At 72.1% G+C, this 18,076-nt stretch carries 13 protein-coding genes and 1 pseudogene; 5 read left to right on the forward strand and 9 right to left on the reverse strand.

All coding sequences use genetic code 11. From position 1 onward, the window contains the following. The gene (locus ABZX61_RS27220; RefSeq protein WP_350734385.1) at positions 1–846 is read right to left on the reverse strand and encodes a shikimate dehydrogenase; all 846 of its coding nucleotides are present in this window, start codon (positions 844–846) and stop codon (positions 1–3) included. Positions 847–959: 113 nt separating this feature from the next. Then, complete coding sequence (locus tag ABZX61_RS27225) at positions 960–1,541, reverse strand: TetR family transcriptional regulator (protein WP_350734384.1); 582 nt, start codon at positions 1,539–1,541, stop codon at positions 960–962. 146 nt (positions 1,542–1,687) lie between these two features. On the opposite strand from ABZX61_RS27225, the gene ABZX61_RS27230 reads away from it, so the two are divergent. Both ABZX61_RS27230 and ABZX61_RS27235 read left to right on the forward strand, forming a co-directional pair. Beyond that, entirely contained in the window at positions 1,688–3,220 is a 1,533-nt protein-coding gene (locus tag ABZX61_RS27230) for an MDR family MFS transporter (protein ID WP_355199311.1), read from the forward strand. A gap of 109 nt (positions 3,221–3,329) precedes the next feature. Continuing rightward, positions 3,330–4,241, forward strand: coding sequence for a hypothetical protein (locus tag ABZX61_RS27235; protein WP_355198780.1), 912 nt, complete (start codon positions 3,330–3,332; stop codon positions 4,239–4,241). Positions 4,242–4,245: 4 nt separating this feature from the next. Here ABZX61_RS27235 and ABZX61_RS27240 read toward each other — a convergent pair whose 3' ends face one another. The 3 genes from ABZX61_RS27240 to kstD form a co-directional block, all read right to left on the reverse strand. Beyond that, positions 4,246–6,084 (reverse strand): serine hydrolase domain-containing protein, encoded by a 1,839-nt coding sequence (locus ABZX61_RS27240; protein ID WP_355198782.1) that lies wholly within the window; start codon positions 6,082–6,084, stop codon positions 4,246–4,248. A 71-nt stretch (positions 6,085–6,155) separates the two neighbouring features. After that, a complete protein-coding gene (locus ABZX61_RS27245) occupies positions 6,156–7,016 on the reverse strand; it encodes an LLM class flavin-dependent oxidoreductase (RefSeq protein WP_350734380.1) in 861 nt (286 codons plus the stop codon). Between the two features lie 41 nt (positions 7,017–7,057). Further along, entirely contained in the window at positions 7,058–8,815 is a 1,758-nt protein-coding gene (kstD, locus tag ABZX61_RS27250) for a 3-oxosteroid 1-dehydrogenase (RefSeq protein ID WP_355198784.1), read from the reverse strand. Between the two features lie 105 nt (positions 8,816–8,920). On the opposite strand from kstD, the gene ABZX61_RS27255 reads away from it, so the two are divergent. Further along, complete coding sequence (locus tag ABZX61_RS27255) at positions 8,921–10,171, forward strand: alpha/beta hydrolase-fold protein (RefSeq protein WP_355198786.1); 1,251 nt, start codon at positions 8,921–8,923, stop codon at positions 10,169–10,171. A 586-nt stretch (positions 10,172–10,757) separates the two neighbouring features. Here the strand turns inward: ABZX61_RS27255 and ABZX61_RS27260 are convergent. From ABZX61_RS27260 to ABZX61_RS27270, 3 genes are all read right to left on the reverse strand, one after another. Beyond that, positions 10,758–11,366 carry a helix-turn-helix domain-containing protein gene (locus ABZX61_RS27260; protein WP_355198788.1) on the reverse strand — a complete coding sequence of 203 codons (609 nt, stop codon included), beginning with the start codon at positions 11,364–11,366 and terminating at the stop codon, positions 10,758–10,760. A gap of 22 nt (positions 11,367–11,388) precedes the next feature. Further along, on the reverse strand, positions 11,389–12,585 hold the full coding sequence (locus tag ABZX61_RS27265) for a cytochrome P450 (protein ID WP_355198790.1): 1,197 nt from the start codon (positions 12,583–12,585) through the stop codon (positions 11,389–11,391). Positions 12,586–12,723: 138 nt separating this feature from the next. Then, positions 12,724–13,596: an alpha/beta hydrolase gene (locus ABZX61_RS27270; protein ID WP_355198792.1), complete on the reverse strand. Its 873-nt coding sequence runs from the start codon at positions 13,594–13,596 to the stop codon at positions 12,724–12,726. A gap of 213 nt (positions 13,597–13,809) precedes the next feature. On the opposite strand from ABZX61_RS27270, the gene ABZX61_RS27275 reads away from it, so the two are divergent. Next, a complete protein-coding gene (locus ABZX61_RS27275) occupies positions 13,810–15,939 on the forward strand; it encodes a BTAD domain-containing putative transcriptional regulator (protein WP_355199313.1) in 2,130 nt (709 codons plus the stop codon). A gap of 15 nt (positions 15,940–15,954) precedes the next feature. On the opposite strand, the gene ABZX61_RS27280 is transcribed toward ABZX61_RS27275, so the two are convergent. Then, positions 15,955–16,608 (reverse strand): class I SAM-dependent methyltransferase, encoded by a 654-nt coding sequence (locus ABZX61_RS27280; protein WP_355198794.1) that lies wholly within the window; start codon positions 16,606–16,608, stop codon positions 15,955–15,957. Between the two features lie 1,230 nt (positions 16,609–17,838). Between ABZX61_RS27280 and ABZX61_RS27285 the strand changes: the two are divergent. After that, positions 17,839–18,033: pseudogene (locus ABZX61_RS27285) on the forward strand (helix-turn-helix domain-containing protein); the annotation flags it as partial. Positions 18,034–18,076 lie beyond the last annotated feature (43 nt).

Here is an 18,076-nt window from a genome sequence, read left to right on the forward strand (position 1 = left end):
TCAGACGGTCACCAGGTCGGTCAGGTGGGCGAGCATGCGCTCGGTGTCGGGTTCGCGGCCGGTGAACAGGCGGAAGGCGTGCGCGGCCTGGAAGACGACCATGCCGCCGCCGTCCAGCGTCCGGCAGCCCGCCGCGCGGGCCTGCTTGAGCAGCTCCGTCTCCAGCGGCCGGTACACGATGTCGGCCACCCACAGGCCGGGGCGCAGCAGCGCCGCGGGCAGCGGCAGCCCCGGGTGGTGGGCCATGCCGGTGGGCGTGGCGTGCGCCAGCCCGTCCGCCTCGGCGAGCAGTCCGGGCAGCTCGTCCTGGGTGGCGGCGCCGGCCCGGCCGGCGCCGAACCGGGAGCTCAGCTCCGCCGCCAGCCGCACCGCCCGGCCGGGGTCGGCGTCGACGATCGTGACCCGGTCGGCGCCCAGGGTGAGCAGCGCGTGCCCGACCGCCGCCCCCGCGCCGCCCGCGCCGAGCTGCACGATCCGGCGGGTGGGCGCGTCGGGCAGGCCGCGGGCGAACGATTCGGCGAACCCCGTCCAGTCCGTGTTGTGCCCGATGGCGCGCTCGCCGTCGAACACGACGGTGTTGACGGCGCCGAGCATGCGGGCGTCCGGCGACAGGTCGTCCAGGTGCGGGATGACGCTCTGCTTGCACGGGTGGGTGATGTTGAGCCCGTCGTAGCCGAAGCGGCGCGCGGTGCGTACCAGCTCTCCCACGTCGAGCCCGAGCACGTCCGTGTCGAGCAGGCGGTAGACGTAGTGCAGCCCGTGGTGGACGGCCTCCCGCTCGTGCAGCGGCGGGCTGAGCGAGGGGCCGATGCCCGAGCCGACCAGCCCGGTCAGGAACGAGGCCATCAGTTCTTCCTCTCCGGCGGATGGGACAGGTGCGTTGGACGCCTCCTAATGTACGTACTAGTGAGTTAGCTGGCTAGACGAGGGCCGGCACCGGCCCTTCCCCGGCCCCGGAGTCAGGCGAACGGCTGAGCCATCTGGTCCAGCACCTCTTCCGTGATCTCCCGCATCGTCCGGGTCTCGTCGTCGAGCCACTTCTGCGTGGCGATGCGCATCGCGACCAGGAAGGCGGCGGCGATCACCTCGGGACCGACGCCCCCGGCCTGCTCGCGCCCGGCCACCGCCGCGTCCAGCTCCCGCTCCAGGCGCATCCGGCTGGCCAGCTGCCTGGCCAGCAGCGAGGGGTGGCGCATGACCAGCCTCGTGCGCACCTGCCACTCCCGGTCGGGGGCGACGGTCTCGACCTCGAAGATGTCGAGCGCGCTGCGCAGCGCCCGCCAGGCCGACAGCTCGGGCGGCTGCTCGCGCACCCGCCGCACGAGTTCGAGCAGGCGCTGCTCGTCGCCGTAGAGCAGCGCCTCCTCCTTGCCGTCGAAGTAGTTGGAGAACGTCCGGCGCGAGATGTTGGCGGCGTCGGCGATGGCCTCGACCGTGACGTTGTCCAGGCCGTGCTCGATCGCCAGCCGCAGCGTGGCCTCGTGCACCGCTCTGCGGGTCTCGGCCTTTTTGCGCTCGCGCAACCCCATTGTGCTGTCCATGACGGAGGCAAGCTTACCCGGCGGGAATAGATGCCCAGTGCGCAAAGTTTCCCATTGAGCATGTATGGTGTCCCGGTCCCACGTACTCACTTGGAGGTTCGCGCATGAGCGCACAGACGGCAGCGCCGTCGCCGGCGGCGGAGCCGATGGCCCACCGCCAGGTTCTGGAGGCACTCAGCGGCCTGTTGCTCGTCCTCTTCGTCGCGATGATCAGCGGCACGGTCGTCTCGGTCGCGCTCCCCCAGATCATCGGCGCGCTCGACGGCAGCCAGTCGCAGTACACGTGGGTGGTCACGGCCTCCCTGCTGGCCTCGACCGCCTCCACCCCCATCTGGGGCAAGCTGGCCGACCTGTTCGACAAGAAGCTGCTCCTGCAGATCTCCATCGTGATCTTCATGGTCAGCTCGCTGGCCTGCGGCTTCGCCCAGAACACCGGGCAGCTCATCGCCTTCCGCGCGATCCAGGGCCTGGGCATGGGCGCCCTGCAGATCCTCACGCAGGTGATCATCGCCGCGATGATCACTCCCAAGGAGCGCGGCCGCTACAACGGCTACCTCGGCGCGGTCATGGCCGTGGCCACCGTCGGCGGCCCGCTGCTCGGCGGCCTCATCTCCGACACCTCCTGGCTGGGCTGGCGCTGGTGCTTCTTCATCGCCGTGCCGTTCACCGTCGTCGCCTTCGCGCTGCTGACCAAGACCCTGCGCGTGGCGACCGTGCGGCGCTCGGACGTGAGCATCGACTACTGGGGAGCCACCCTCATCGCCGCCGGCGTCAGCGTCCTGCTCATCTGGGTCACCTTCGTCGGCAACGAGTTCGACTGGCTGTCCTGGCAGACCGCGGCCATGGCGGGCGGCGGCGTGCTCCTGCTCGCCCTGGCGACCTGGGTCGAGTCCCGGGTCACGGAGCCGGTCGTGCCGCTGCACGTCATCAGCAGGCGCACCCCCGCGCTGGCCATCCTGGCCAGCCTGGCGGTCGGCATGGCGATGTTCGGCGGCTCGGTCTTCCTGGGCCAGTACTTCCAGATCGGGCGCGGGTACGGCCCGACCGCCGCAGGTCTGCTGACCATCCCGATGATGGCCGGCGTGCTGCTCTCCTCGACGATCAGCGGCCGGATGGTCTCCAGGAGCGGCCAGACCAAGCCGTACATCCTGGCCGGCCTGGTCGTCCTGACGCTGGGCTTCGCCGGGCTGGCCACGATCGACCACCAGACCTCGATGGTGCTGATCTCCGCGTACATGCTGGCCGTGGGCGTCGGCGTGGGCATGTCGATGCAGAACCTCGTCCTCGTCATCCAGAACACCGTCCCGCTGCGCGAGATCGGCGCGGCCAGCGGCGCGATCACCTTCTTCCGCTCGCTCGGCGGCACCGTCGGCGTGTCGGTGCTCGGCGCCGTCCTGGCCAACCGGGTGGCGTCCAACATCGCCGAGGGCCTGGCCAAGGCCGGCATCCCAGCCGGCGGGCAGGCGGCGGGCGGCAGCCTCAACCTCGCCGCGCTGCCCGAGCCGATCAAGGTGATCGTCAGGTCCGCGTACGGCGACGCCACCGGCCACATCTTCCTCATCTCAGCCGCGATCGCCGTCGTCGGCCTCGTCGCCGCGGCCTTCCTCAAGCCGGCCAAGCTCCGCGACAGCCTGGACCTGCCCGAACCCGCCATGGAGCAGGCCCCGGCGAACGCCTGACCTGCGACGGCAAGGATTCGCCAGTTCATGGTCAGCCGCGGGTCGCTCCGGAGTGGGGCGGGTCCCGGCGCGGTAAGAGGAGGTCGCGAGGGATCGGGGGGAGGGTCCAATGGCGGAGGCGGGTGGTGGCGATGGCCCCAGTCAGGACATCGCCCGCGTGGGTCGCATACTCGCCCAGATCGTCGCGCCGACCACCGTCATCACGTCGCTCCTGATGTACATCGGGACGATCCGCCTCAACACCATGTACTCGGAACTCGGGATCAACTCCAGCATGCTGAGCTTCCCCTTCCAGGAATACGTGATGGGTAGTGTCAAGGTGGCCGACGAGCCACTGGCGATAGTCCTCCTGCTGCTCCTGGTGGCGCCCTTTGTGCACGGGGTACTGATCCGATTCACCCTCTGGCATCGCACCGCTCTGGGGTGGACCATCCTGGCACTTTCCACGCTCGGAGCCGTCAGCCTAGCGGTGGCCGTGGCAGCCATGGCTGATTGGCCCAGGTCTTGGCATCAGCCACTCTTCGTCAAGCCCCTCTTCTTGAGCCTCGGCGCGATCTTGCTGGTTTACAGCATTTACCTATACACCACGCTCCACTCTGGCCAGGTGATGTCCTCCACCGGTCAGATCGTCCAGCGCACAGCCCTCGTGGCCCTGGCGCTGCTCCCGATGCTGTGGTACATGGATGACCACGCGAGGGAAATGGGAAAGGAGGATGCCAAGCAGATCCGGGAACACCCGGAAGAAATACTGGTGGCCGTGGTGGTCTACGCGCCGCAGCAACTGAACCTGGAGGGTCCGGGAATCCAGAAGACCCCGCTCACGGAGCCGAATGCGAAGTTCCGCTACCGGTACACCGGCCTGCGCCTCCTGATCGAGTCCAACCAGCAATACTTCGTCGTGCCCGCCTGCTGGGGCACCACCCCCGGCGCCCGGGCCATCGCCCTTCCGGCCGACGGTTCGATCAGGCTCGAGACCTTGAACGTCGCGAACAAGCCGCCCTGCTCCCGAGGCGGGCGGTAGTCGGTCAGGCCCAGCCGTAGACCGAGCGGACCGCCGCGGCGACCTCGTTGACCAGGCTCATGTTGTTGCCGTTGGACAGGATCGCGTACCCGGCCCCGAGCTCCGGATAGCCCTTGAACACGGACTTGAAGCCGTAGTTGGAGCCGTCATGGGTGTAGGAGAAGTTCTTCGTCCCGGAGCCGGCGACGAAGAAGCCCCGCCCCATGGTGGGCTCGGGCCCCGCGGTGAGCAGCGTGCGGACCGAGGCCTTGGTGAGCGGCCCGGCGATGTCGCCGGAGGCGGTCCACGCCTTGTTGAGGTGGCACACCAGGCGGCACAGGTCGAGGACGTTCGTGTAGAGGCCGGCGGCGGCCGACTCCGGGTAGCGGTTGCGCTTGCCGGAGATCACCGTGCCGGTGGCGGTGTGGCCGGCGGCCAGCTCGAAGCCCGGTGACAGCGCGTAGGAGCTGTTCTTCATGCCGAGCGGCCCGAACACCTCCTTGTCCATGTACGACGCCAGCGACAGCCCGCTCTTCTGCTCCACCATCCGCTGCGCCAGAACGAACCCGGCGCCGGAGTAGTGGAACTCGGCCCCCGGGGCGGTGGTGAGCTCGATCTTCGGCGAGTTGCCCTCGCCGTTCATGACCTGCAGCAGCGAGGGCACGGTCGCGCCGGGACCGTAGCCGGCGAAGCCGCCGCCGCCGGTGTCGAAGCCGGTGCAGGCGTCGGCCGGGGACGTGGAGCCGCGGCCGATGAGGCCGGCCCGGTGCGTGAGCACGCGGTCGATGGTCGGCACCGCCGTCGAGGTGACGCAGTCGCGGCGCGGCAGGGTCCAGCCCAGGTGGGGCCGGATGTCGCCGGTCAGGGGCAGCTTGAGCGTCTGCGCCAGGCGCATGACGCCGACCGCGGCCACGGCCTTGCTGATGGAGGCGGCCTGGAAGGCGGTCTCGGGGTGCGCGGCGGCGCCGCTGCCGGCCTCCAGCCAGCCGTACCCGGTGGACCAGGCGATCTTGTTGCCGACCACCACCGCGACGGCCACCCCGGGCGTCTTCCACGCGTTCATCCGCTGCCAGATGGTCGCGCCGCCCACCGCGTTCTCGACCTGCCGCACCCGGTCGGCGGGCAGCGCGGGCACCTTGCCGCGCGTGCTCGCCACCCAGCCGCCGGCCGCGGAGAAGGCGACGTTGTGCAGCTGCCAGCCGGCGGCGGCCAGCTCGTTCAGCTTCTTGAAGCAGGCGTCGTCGATGGCGCGCGCGTGGAACTCGTCCTGCGCCACGACCACCCATCCGCCGCCCTTGGGGAAGGCGACGCCGGTCAGGCGGCGCCCGCCCTGCGTCAGGTTGCGCATCATCTGGTAGCACTCGTCGTCGACGCCCCGGGCGTAGAAGCCCGTGGTGTCGGCCACCGCCCAGCGGTCGCCGCCGGCCGGCGGGAACGAGACGTGCACGACCTGCCGGCCGGCGGTGTAGGAGTCGCTGACGCGCTGGTGGCACGCCTCGGGCAGGCCGCGCGCCGCCATCCCCTTGTCACTCGTGATCACCCAGCGGTCGCCGCCCTCCGGCGGGAAGGCCACGCAGTGGATCTTCGCCCCGGCCTTGACCATCTTTCCGAGCTCGGCGAAACACGCGTCGGGCACGCCTCGGGCGAAATAACGGCCGTCCTGGGTGACGATCACCCAGCCGCCGGACGGCGTGAACGCAACCGTGGTCACGCCGTACGGCGCCAGCTCCCCCATCTTGGCATGCAGCTCATCGGGAACACCCGCGTCGGCGAACGGGTAGCCCGCCGCCAGCGCCGGCCGGGCGAAATCCACGGCGGCCAGGCCCGCGGCGCCGGTCAGGGTGAGGAAATGTCTGCGGTCCAAGGGGGAACTCCTCAGGGGGCAATGGTCACCAACTGCGTTTGAATCATGGCAGACCGCAGACACTCCTCGATTCACCCCACGGTGGGCGGGCCCTGCTCGATGCGGCGCAGCACGGGCGCGAGCCGATCCAGGTCGGCGCCGTCGATCGGCTGGCGCTCGTCCCACCAGGTGGCGCCCGCGTCCATGAGCGGGCCGAGCAGGTCGCGGGACTGGGCGGCGCCCGTGGGGCTGACGCCGCCGACGACGAGCTCGAAGGGGCCGTCGTCCTCGCGCTGCTCACGTACGTACGCGGCCAGCTCCCGCACCTGGTCGACGGGCGGCCCGTATCCGTGCGAGCCCGGCCCGAACAGCGGGACGGCACCGTCCCAGCGAGCGGCCCGGCGCATCGGCCTGCGGTTGGGCCAGAACCCGGCGACCCACACCGGCGGGCGGGGGCGTTGCACGGTCGGCGGCAGCAGGGTCACGTCCTCGGCCCGGAAGTGCCGCCCGTGATGGGTGACCGGCTCGCCGCTCCAGTAGCGGGCGAGCAGGTCCAGGCCCTCGTCGAGGAGCTCGGCGAGCACGACCGGGTCGGTGGGCTCGCCGAAGCTGCCGTACTCGTCCTCGATCGGCCCGCCCAGGCCCGCGCCGAAGATCACCCGGCCGCCGCTGAGCGCGTCGAGCGTGGCGACCTGGCGGGCCAGCTGCTGCGGCCGGCGCCGGGCGACCGGGGTGACCAGGGTGCCGAGCCTGATCCGGGTGGTCGCCAGCGCCGCCGCCGTCAGCAGCATCCAGGGGTCGCCGAACGCCCGCCGCCTGCTCTTGACGTGGACGACGTGATCCCAGACGAACAGCGCGTCCCAGCCCGCCTGTTCCGCGGCGACGGCCACCGAGGCGACGGTCCTGGGGTCGGCGAAGTCGCCGAAGTTCGGAATGTTGATCGAGAAGTGCATCCCGCCATGCTGCTGGCCCGCGGCGGGGGACGGCAATCGTTTTAAGGTGTGTCGGCGATGTCGTTGGCGGCCACGTACCCGAAGGTCATGGCGGGGCCGATGGTCGAGCCGGAGCCGGCGTAGCTGTGGCCCATGACGGCTCCGCTGGCGTTGCCGGCGGCGTACAGGCCGGGGATGACCGACCCGTCGGCCCGCAGCACGCGCGACCGGGCGTCGGTGCGCATCCCGCCCTTGGTGCCGAGGTCCCCCGGGACGATCTTGAACGCGTAGAAGGGCGGCAGCCACAGCGGCGCGAGGCACGGGTTCGGCTTGACCAGCGGGTCGGCGTAGTAGCGGTCGTAGGCGCTGTCGCCGCGGTGGAAGTCGAGGTCCTTGCCGGTCGCGGCGAACCCGTTGAAGCGGTCGATGGTGCCGCGCAGCGCCGCCTGCGGGACGCCGATCTTCTGGGCCAGCTGCTCGATCGTCCACGCCTTGAACGCGGCGCCGCCGGCGAACCATTCGTCGGGCAGCGGCAGCAGCGGCGCGACGTCCCGGAACAGGTACTTGTTGCGGTAGTTCTGGTCGACGATGAGCCAGGCGGGGATGTGCGGCGCGGACGCGCTGTTGCGGTCGTACATGACGTGGACGACGTCGCTGTAGGGGGCGCCCTCGTTGACGAAGCGCACGCCGTTGCCGTTGACCAGCAGGCAGCCCGGCAGGGTGCGTTCGGCCAGGCAGAAGTACGGCTGGCCGGGCAGCGGGATGGCCGGGCCCCACCAGGCGTCGTCCATCAGGTCCAGCGCGGCGCCGACCCGTTCGCCGGCCTCGATGCCGTCGCCGGTGTTCTCCTTGGCGCCGACGGTCCAGCTCGTGCCGATGGGCTGGCGCTGGAACTCCGTGCGCATGGCCGCGCTGTGCTCGAACCCGCCCGAGCCGACGATCACGCCGCGCTTGGCCTTGACCAGGCCACCGGGCGTGACGACGCCGGTGACGCGGCCGGACTCGACCTTGAGGTCGAGCAGCGGGGTGTTCAGCAGCACCGGCACGCCGGCCGAGAGCAGCCCCGCGCGCAGGCCGGCGGCCAGGGACTGGCCCATGGTCAGCGGCTTCTCGCCGCGCAGCGCGGCCTCGGTGCCGCGCAGCAGGCACGCGGCGCTCACCTCGAGGCCCTTGGCGTTGACGGCGGCGAGCGTCAGCCACTTGTAGTCGGCGCTGTAGACCACCAGGCCCGCGGGGGTCTGGATGTACGGGCCGTTCAGGTGGGCCAGCTCGGCGCCGAGGATGTTGCCGTCGAGCTGGGCGGGCTCGATGGAGCGCCCGTTCGGCATGCCACCGGTGAACTCCGGATAGTAGTCGGAGTAGCCCTCCATGAACCGGAAGCGCAGCGGGCTGTTGCGCATCACGAACGAGATCATCGCCGGCCCGGCCGACAGGAAGGCCCGCTGCCGCTCGATCGGCACGGTGTCGCCGACGACGCGGGCCAGGTAGGCGGCGGCCTTGGCCGGGGTGTCCTGGACTCCGGCGGCGAGGATGACCTCGTTGCACGGGATCCAGATGCCCGCGCCCGATCGGGCGGCCGAGCCGCCGAACGTCGGGGCCTTCTCCACCACGACGGTACGCAGCCCGCGTTTGGCCGCCGTCAGCGCCGCGGCCATCCCGGCGGCTCCGGCGCCGACCACCACGACGTCGTACTCGACCTCGGCACGGGCCGGCGCGCTGCCGAGCGCGGCGCCCGCGACCATTGCGCCGCCCGCCACGGCGGCCCCGCGTAACAGGGCGCGCCGGCTCTGGCCCTGGGGGGTGAGGCTGGATTCGACCATGACGGCAAGCATGCGCTTGGTTGTTTTCACTGTCAATGCAGCCGGGTGTTGACGCCGCCGCCGAAGCCTGGTGCCATGATCGGGACGGTCCGTAGAGGAGATGCGATGCGACGATTGGCCGTCGTGCTCCTGTTCGCCGCGGCGCTCGTGGCGCCCGCGACGACGGCGTACGCCGAGACGTGCTCGACCACGCTCCCCCAGCCGGACGGCCACGGCATCACCTGCGTGCGGGTCGAGCGACATCTCCAGAACGACGGCTCCGAGCTGCGCGACGTCGTCATGACCTCGACGGCGATCTTCCAGGCGGCCGGCGGCACCCCCGCGATCGACCCGCTCGCCCACGAGATCAGCGTGCGCGTCTATCTGCCCCCGGGGTACGACCCCGCCAGGAGCACCCGCTACCGCTCCCTCTACCTCATCAACGGCGGCGGCGACGACTACGACGAGTGGACGACCAAGACCGACCTCGTGTCCCTGATCCGCACCACGCCCGGCCACCCGTACGACGGGATCGTGGTGATGCCGACCGGTGGCATGACCGGCTGGTACAGCGACTGGGCCGGGCGTACGGACGGATATTTCGCGCCGAAGTGGGAGACGTACCACATCTCGCAGCTCATCCCCTGGATCGACGCCAACTTCAACACGATCGCCAACCGGTCGGGGCGGGGCCTGGCGGGGCTGTCGATGGGCGGGTTCGGCACGCTGAAGTACGCCGCCGCGCACCCCGACGTGTTCTCCGTCATCGGCGCCTTCTCGCCGGGCATCGACCTGCGCGGCAAGCCCGCCCAGCGGACGGTCTCCGACTCGATGTGGCAGTCCGGGGCCGCGATCACCGTGCTGGACCCGGGGCCGTACCGGGTCAACAAGTACGACGGCTGGCTGCCCGTGCTCGACCAGCAGCAACAGCTCGTCTACCGGCTGGACACCCTGTTCGGGCCGCACACCACCAGCGCCTCCGGAGACCTCGACTGGCCCGCCGCCAACCCGGCGGTGCTCGTGACGGAGGGCAGGTACGCGCCCTTCAGCGGCAGGCTCGGCCTGTACGCGGGCGGCTGCCAGTCGCTGCCGCGCGACCCGTCGGGCCGGTACATCCTCGGCGACGGCCACGGCCCCGCGCCCGCGGAGTGCGCCTACAGCACCACGTCCCCGGCGAACACCGACGCCCTCGCGGTGAACGAGGCCATCCTCGGCTCGTACGCGAGCGTCTTCGACCAGACCCTGACCGGCCTGGGCGTCGGCCACCGCTACTGCTACGGCACGGGCGGCCACGACTGGAACTCCTGGCCCGCCATGCTGACCGACTTCCTCCAGTACGCCTACGGCACGGCCCCGCCCCGCTGCCCCAACGCCTGACGCGCCGGACCTTCCGTCCGCTGGCGCTCATGCCGTGCAGAGCCACCGCGCCGCCGGTCGCCGCGACCATCCAGCGCCCGGCCGCGTGGCGCCGGGACAGCAGCAGCGCTCCCGTCGCGAGCACGACCGCCTCCGCCACGCCCACCATCAGGTTCGCCAGCATCGACCAGACCGGCAGACCGGGGTCGAGGAGGAGTGCGGCGGCCTGGAAGACCATGGCCAGCAGCCCCGGAAGGCACAGCAGCGCCGGCGTCGCCGCGGCGGTCGCGGTGCCGCCACCGGGCTCGGTCGCCGCCGCCGGGCGTTCCGCCTCGCCGGCGCCCCGCGCAGGGGGCTCCGGCGGTTCGGGGTCGCCGGGCGGGGTCAGGGTAGGGATCGCCGTGCGCCGTTCGGTGATCATGGCGGTGACGTCCGGTGGGAGCCAGTGGGTGACGGCGTCGGGCCCCTCCAGCCGGTCGCGCGGTGGACCAGGCCCGTCGAGTGGATCGCGGCCGGCCCCTCGGTCAGGCCCGCCCCCAGCACCCGGACCGCCGCGGGCGGCCTCGACCTCGGCGGCGAACCGGCGCCGGAACTCCGCGTCGCCCCCTCAGTGAGGCTTTCGGAGGCGTGCGGACGGGCAGACGGGGACGGGCAGCTCGTCGGGCGAGGGCCGCACGCCGGACAGCAGCAGGGCCAGGTAGCGGCGCGGATCGGCGTGCTCGGGGTCGCGCGGGTGCACGGTCGCCAGGGCCATCACGACGATCGCCGCCAGGTCGCGCACCATCAGGTCCGCCCGCACCCGCCCCTCCCGCTGCGCCCTGGCCAGCACGACGCCCAGCGGCCCCATGAACCGCTCGGCGATGTCGACCGTGAACGCGCCCGACTCCCGGGCCGCCCGCAGCAGCCCGTGGTGGGCGGCCAGGGTGTTCACGGTGGCCGCCAGCGCCTCGGTGAGCGCGCTCCCGGCGTCGTCGGCGTCGCGGGCGGCCAGGGCGAGCGGTTCGACCTCCTCGGCGAAGTACGTCTGGAACGCGGCCCTGATCACCCCGTCCCGGTCGCCGAACCTCCGGTAGACGGTCGCGATCCCGATCCCGGCGCGCCGGGCGATCTCGTCGAGGGACAGCGCCGGGCCGCTCTCGCGCAGACTCGCGATCGCGGCCCGGACGATCTTGTCCGAGTTACGCAGCGCGTCGGCTCGCTGTCCCTGCTCGTGCACGATCCGTCACGTTAGCAGCCGGTCACCAGGCCACCGGGAACGAGCGCAGCCCGTACACCACGTTGAAGGCGCGGAACTCGGCCGGCTCCCCGGCCTCGCGCAGTCCGGGGAAGCGCTCGAAGAGGGCGGGGAAGGCGATCTGCATCTCCATCCTGGCCAGCGGCGCACCCAGGCAGTGGTGCACGCCGTGGCCGAAGGCCACGTGCCCCATGTCGCCGCGGCCGATGTCGAGCCGGTCGGGGTCGGCGATGTAGGCCGGGTCGCGGTTGGCCGCGGGCAGGGCGCACACCACCAGGTCGCCCGCCGCGATCGGCTGCCCGGCCAGCTCGGTGTCGGCGGTGGCGACCTTGAACGTGCCCGTGTGGACGATGCTGAGCCAGCGCAGCAGCTCCTCCACGGCGGCGTTGATCCGCTCGGGCTCCCGTCTGAGGAGCTCCAGCTGTTCAGGGTGGCGCAGCAGGGCCAGGGTGCCGATGCCGAGCATGTTGGAGGTGGTCTCGTGGCCGGCCAGCAGGAGCAGCGAGGCGATGCCGGCCAGCTCGTCGGTGCTCAGGTCGTCGCCGTGCTCGCGGACGAGCATGCCGAGCAGGTCCTCGCCCGGCTCGGTCCGGGTGCGGGCGACCAGCTCGGCCATGTAGGCGCGCGACTCGAGCTGGGCGGCGCCCCGCTCCTGGATGGGCAGCGAGACGTCGAGCATCTTCCCCGTACGCTGCTGGAAGTCGCCCCGGTCGGCGTACGGGACGCCGAGCAGCTCGCAGATCACCAGGGACGGGACCGGCAGGGCGAAGGCCGAGACCAGGTCGGCGGGCGGCCCGGCGGCCTCCATGGCGTCCAGGTGCTCGGTGACGATGTCCCGGATGCGCGGCTCCAGGCGGCGCATCCGGCGCATGGTGAACTCGGGCGTCAGCATCCTGCGCAGCCGGGTGTGCTCGGGAGGGTCGAAGGCGAGCAGGTTGCCCGCCCGGAACCGCTCGATCTCCTCGGGGCTCGCCTTCGGCATGCCGGGGGCCCTGAAGACGTTGCGCTGGGCGTTGCTGAAGCGCCCGGAGTCCCCGAGCACCTCCCTGACGTCGGCGAAGCGGCTGACCATCCAGACGTCGAGGCCGAACGGGGACTTCTCCCGCCGGACGCCGTCCTTGTCGCGCGCCACCGCGACCTCGGGATCCGGGTCGAACGCGTTCCGGCGCATGTACAGGGGCAGGGTTACAGGCTCGCTCATGCCAGCTCCTCGGGGGATCGACCGTGGCCTGAAAACGATAGAAGTCTATTGCTTTCGGGCCCGGAGCGAGCGGAGCCGGTCAGCGGGTCGCGCCGGTCCGGGTGTTGTGGTCGCGTCCAGCTCACCCAGGGCCTCGTATCAGCGGGTGAGCAGCTCCCGCAGGGCCTTGGCGATCTCGGCAGGCGCCTCCTCGGCCATGAAGTGGCCGTGGCCGACGGTGTCGTGCCGCAGCCGCGGCGCCCACGCCCGCCACACCGCCGCCGCGTCGTAGCCGAGGGCGGCGCCCCAGTCCTGCTGCAGCACCGTCACCGGCATCTCCAGGCGCCTGCCCGCCTCCCGGTCGGCCCGGTCGTGCTCGGCGTCGATGCCGGCCGAGGCGCGGTAGTCGGCCACGATCGAGGGGATCGCCTCGCGGCAGGCCTCCAGGTACGCGGCACGTACCTCGGCGGGGATCGCCTGCGCGTCGCCCGTCCAGGCGTCGAGGAAGTGGCCGAAGAACACGTCCGGGCAGGCCGCGATCATCGCCTCCGGCAGCCCGGGCGGCTGGGCCATCAGGTAGAGGTGGAAGCCGACCGCCGCCGACGCCCCGCGCATCACGTCCCACATGTCCACGGTCGGCAGCACGTCCAGGCAGGCCAGGTGGGTGATCGCCGCCGGGTGGTCGAGCCCGGCGCGGAAGGCCACCAGGGCGCCGCGGTCGTGCCCGGCCAGGGCGAACCGCTCGTGCCCGAGCGCCCGGGCCAGCGCCACGACGTCGGCGGCCATGGTCCGCTTGGCGTAGGTGCCGGGCCCGGTCTCGGCGGGTTTGTCGCTGGCGCCGTAACCACGCAGGTCGGGGCAGATGACCGTGTGGTCGGCGGCCAGGTCGGCGGCGACGTGCCGCCACATGAGGTGCGTCTGCGGGAAGCCGTGCAGCAGCACGATCGGGCTGCCCTCCCCCGCGACGGCCGCGCTGAGCGACACGCCGTCTGCGACGGGGACGCGGTGATAGGTGAAGCCTTCGATGACCACGATGGCCCTCTCTTTCGGTCGGTCTGTTCCGGTGGGGGCGGGCTCCAGCGTGCCGGGCGTGAATGAGCATCCGATCAGCGCGCTACCGTGACCTGAGGCCGGCTGACCGCTCGGCGCCGAGGCACAAAAGGACGCCCGCCACCAGCGGGGACGCTGGTGGCGGCCGACGGATCGGTCGGCCAGCATGACCGGTAGACGGGGGTGACGGGAGCAGTGCAGGTGACGTTCGGCGTGCTGGGGCCGGTGGCCGCCTGGGACGGGGCAGGGGACCCCATCGCCTTGAAGGGGCCGCGCCATCGCGCGGTGCTGGCCCGGCTCATCGTCGCCCGGCGACGCGTCGTACCGGTCGCCCACCTAGTGACGGACCTGTGGGAGGACCCGCCGCCGGACGCGGTGGGCGCGCTGCGCACGTTCGTGGCGGCGCTGCGCCGGGCGCTGGAGCCGCAGCGCCCGCCCAGGTCCCCGGCCCGGCTGCTGGTCACCGAAGGGCCGGGGTACGCGTTGCGCGCGGAACCGGACGCGGTGGACGCCTGGCGCTTCGAACGGGCGGTGACCGCCTCGGGGTCGCCCGCGGACGTGCTCCCCCGCGTCGAGGAGGCGCTTGGATCGTGGCGCGGGCCCGCCTACGCCGACTTCTCCGACGAGCCCTGGGCCCGTGCCGAACGCTCCCGCCTGACGGAGCTGCGGCTGCACGCCGTCGAACGGCAGGCCGAGGCCCGCCTGGACCTGGGACTGGCCGGGGAGGCGGTCCCCGACCTGGACGCCCACGTCGCCGAACATCCCTGGCGGGAGGAGGGCTGGCGGCTGCTGGCTCTGGCGCTGTACCGTACCGGCCGCCAGGGCGACGCGCTCGCGGTGCTGCGCCGGGCGCGGGAGCTGCTGGTCGAGCACCTGGGCGTGGACCCCGGTCCCGGGTTGAGCCGCCTGGAGGCGGACATCCTCCACCACGCCCCTCACCTCGCCCCCGGCAGTCAGGGCCCGGCGGACACGGTGTGGGCACGGGCTGCCGCCGCCTACGACCGCAGCGTGCCATCGGGTGCGCGCGCCCGGCTGGAGTCGACGGTGGGGCTGATGCGCGACCTCGCGGTGACGGGTGGCGGCGGCCTGCGAGCGGCCCGCGAACACCGGGTGGCGGCCATCGCGGCGGCCGAGGAACTGGGGGACGTGGAGCTGACGGCCCGCGTCATCGGCGCCTACGACGTACCCGCGATCTGGACCCGCCTCGACGACCCCGACCAGGCAGGCCACGTGATCGCAGCCGCCGAACGCACCCTCGCCACCCTCCCCCCGAGCACCCCGACCACCCTCCCACCGAGCACCCCGAGCGCGGCCACCACCCTCCCACCGGACACGGCCGCTACCCCAGCGGGGATGACCGCTGTCCCAGCACGCACGGCGCCGCTCCTGAAGCATGCGGCTGCGGCCTCAGAGAGCAGCAGCGCTGCCGGCCCCGCTGACGGGGCACGTTCCCCGCTGGGAGCCCGTGACGCGGTGCGAGCCCGCCTGCTGGCCACCATCGCCCTGGAGTCCCGCGGCACGAACGCGGCACGAGGCCCCATCGCCGCCCGGGAGGCGGAGGTGCTCGCCCGCCGCCTGGACGACCCGGGCCTGCTGGCGTTCGCGCTCAACGGCGTCTTCATGCAGACGTTCCACCGTACGGGCCTGGCGCCCGACCGGGACGCCATCGGCGCCGAGCTGATCGCGCTGTCGGCCCGGCACGGCCTGGTCACCTACGAGGTCCTGGGCCACCTCATCCGTCTCCAAGCCCGCAGCGCGCTCGCGGACTTCCCCGGAGCCGACACCCACGCGACCGCCGCCGATCACCTGGCCGCGCGGCACGAGCTGCCGCTGGTGGGCGTGTTCACCCAGTGGTATCGAGCGCTGCGCCTCGACGCGACCGGCCAGGCCCCGCCGCAGAAGGTCGAGGCGGCCTACCGATCCGCCGCCGCCCGCCTGGACGGCGCCGGCATGCCCGGCCTGGAACACGGTCTCCTGCCGCTCGCCCTTCTGTGCCTGCGCCTGCGGCACACTTCACCCACCTCGGCCGACGACGGCGCCGACTTCGGCCCCTACGATCCGTGGACGCGCCCGCTGGTCCTCCTCAGGCTCGGACACCGCCACGAGGCTGCGGCGAAGCTGCGTGACGTACCCGACCCACCGCGCGACCTGCTCTTGGAGGCCATGTGGTGCCTGGTCGCGCGGGCCGCCGCGGCCGTCGGCGACAGGGAGACCATGGCGCGCGCCCGCACCGCACTCGCACCCGCGCCGGCGGAGCTGGCCGGAGCGGGCAGCGGCCTCCTCACCCTGGGCCCGGTTTCCCACCACCTCGATCTCCTCCGCTGAGTGCTCCCCAAGCCCTCAGGCCTCGGCGGGAGCGTCGTAGACCAGGGTGTACCGCCAGAACAGGCGACGCCGGACCCGGGCGCCGGGCAACTCCTGCGCGGCCGCGGCCCTGATGTCGGCCAGGGTCTCCTGCGCCTCGGCGGTGGGCGCCGTCATGTGCGGGGGCGGCGCGTCGGCGCGGGCAGGATGCTTGACCAGCCCCATGATCGGGTTGGCGACCATGGCAGGCAGGGCGGCGAGCAGATCGGCGGGCCCCGCCTCGCGGTAGCAGCCGACGACCACGAGGCGCCCGCCCGGGGCGAGGCAGCCGCGCAGTTCCCGCAGCGTGGGCACCAGCGGGAGATGGTGCAGGACGGCGACGAGGGTGACGGCGTCCCAGCGCCGCTGCGGGTCACGCCCGGCGAAGTCGCTCTGGACTATGGTGACCGCGGGGTCGTCGGCGAAGCGCTCCGCCACGGCCCCGGCGGTCGCGGGGTCGGGTTCGAGCCCGGTGACGGTGGCGGCGCGGCGGCGGAGCAGGGCGACGAGGTTGCCCGTGCCGCACCCGACGTCAAGGACGTGGCCGGCCCCGGACGCGGCCACCTGGCCGACGACCCAGCCGCCATAGTGGTCGTTGTGGCTCCACGGGTGCCGCTTGTTGAAACGGTCGAGGTGAGACAGCAGCGCCATGACGACCAACCCTAGCGATCATCATTCACGGTCGCGGCCCCGTTGCACCGCCACCCGGCGGGGTATGGCGACCCAGCCGGGCGATGGGCACGTCTGTCAGGAGGTCGAGCCGAGGACCTTCGCCTCGTGCTCGGGCCCACTCCAGCATCCCTGCTCATTGCCGTCATGATCCCGGCCCTCATCGTCTTGCCGTTCTTCTCGGCGGGACGAGATCCACACGTCCTGGGCCGGCTTGACGAGCCGACCCGCGCGCTCTCCGACGGGTGATCACGATCGCGCGAAAATCGATCGAGACCCGCCGACGAGTGCGCTAGCGTCGTACCTCGCTGGTCCCTCACATCCGTTGGGCCTGGTGCGAGTACGGGTCGAACTGCATCGGTTATCTCTTTCTGCAAAAAAGATCACATCCGGTGCCGCTTCTCATATCCGTACTCGTTCTCAGCTCGGCGGCCACCGGTGTGGTTCGGTGAGGGCACGGGTCGAAGTTCGTCGGTTACCACTGATAACGGGGCGGTCGCAGGTTCGAGTCCTGCCCGGGGCAACGCTCCGGTAGCTCAGTTGGCAGAGCACCTAATACCGGTGAACATCCCATATCCGCGCCTTCTCCGGACCTCACCGGCCCCCTCGTCGGCTTTGCCGGCGGCACGGGTCGAATCTGGTCGGTTACCTGAGGTTCGACTCCTTCCGGCCGCTCTCTCGTGCGGCCGGCGCCCAGATCGGTTGGGCACCCGGCCGGAGCTCCATATCCGTGCCTCCGGCAAAGCTGACGATCAGGGGAGGGCGGGTCGAAGTCGTTCGGTTATCTCCGGCACCGGCGGTCGCGGGGTTCAAGTCCCCGCTGCGCGCCTTTTGGCGCGCAAAGCTCAGCGGTAGAGCTCCGGTCATGATCCGGTCGGCACACCCATATCCGCCCTCCCCTCCCCCGCATTCGCCACCTGGCGGGGCCGCCAGAATGTCAAAGGCCGACCACAGCGACGCGAAGATCACGCTGATCGCCGACACAGCGGCGTCGGACCAGCTGCGGCCCGAGCGGCCGGCGACAGCTCCTTGATCGCGTTCTCGAGCCTCCCTAAGAGCGGCCTGCACCCCGTACAGGACCATTGACAGCCGGCCGCCCCGGGCAGGCAATGGGAGCGAGCGCCGTCCCCGGCGAGACGACACCGCGGGCGGCGGCGACCACGACGGCCGTGCCCATCCGCACGACCGAGGCGGTGACGGACCGTCGCCGGCTGGATCCGTGAACGCCGCCTGGAACAATGCCGGCGCGATCTCGCCGACCCCCAGCTGGCCACCCGCCCGATCAACGCGATCGCGGCCCGATGGGGATTCACCAACGCCGCGCATTTCAGCCAGGCCTTCCGCAACGCCTATGGCCTGCCGTCGCGCCAATTCCGCGAGCAGTCCGCGACAGTGCATTCAGACTGAAGATGCCCGTAGCGACAGGCCCGGCCACCGCCCGCACCTGCTG

The organism is Nonomuraea sp. NPDC003709, from assembly GCF_040610775.1.
GTDB lineage: Bacteria > Actinomycetota > Actinomycetes > Streptosporangiales > Streptosporangiaceae > Nonomuraea > Nonomuraea angiospora_A.

Coding starts and splice junctions, on each gene's coding strand:
- ABZX61_RS27220 (WP_350734385.1), bottom strand. CDS start 846: ATGGCCTCGTTCCTGACCGGGCTGGTCGGCTCGGGCATCGGCCCCTCG.
- ABZX61_RS27225 (WP_350734384.1), bottom strand. CDS start 1,541: ATGGACAGCACAATGGGGTTGCGCGAGCGCAAAAAGGCCGAGACCCGC.
- ABZX61_RS27230 (WP_355199311.1), top strand. CDS start 1,688: ATGGCCCACCGCCAGGTTCTGGAGGCACTCAGCGGCCTGTTGCTCGTC.
- ABZX61_RS27235 (WP_355198780.1), top strand. CDS start 3,330: ATGGCGGAGGCGGGTGGTGGCGATGGCCCCAGTCAGGACATCGCCCGC.
- ABZX61_RS27245 (WP_350734380.1), bottom strand. CDS start 7,016: ATGCACTTCTCGATCAACATTCCGAACTTCGGCGACTTCGCCGACCCC.
- kstD (WP_355198784.1), bottom strand. CDS start 8,815: ATGGTCGAATCCAGCCTCACCCCCCAGGGCCAGAGCCGGCGCGCCCTG.
- ABZX61_RS27255 (WP_355198786.1), top strand. CDS start 8,921: ATGCGACGATTGGCCGTCGTGCTCCTGTTCGCCGCGGCGCTCGTGGCG.
- ABZX61_RS27265 (WP_355198790.1), bottom strand. CDS start 12,585: ATGAGCGAGCCTGTAACCCTGCCCCTGTACATGCGCCGGAACGCGTTC.
- ABZX61_RS27280 (WP_355198794.1), bottom strand. CDS start 16,608: ATGGCGCTGCTGTCTCACCTCGACCGTTTCAACAAGCGGCACCCGTGG.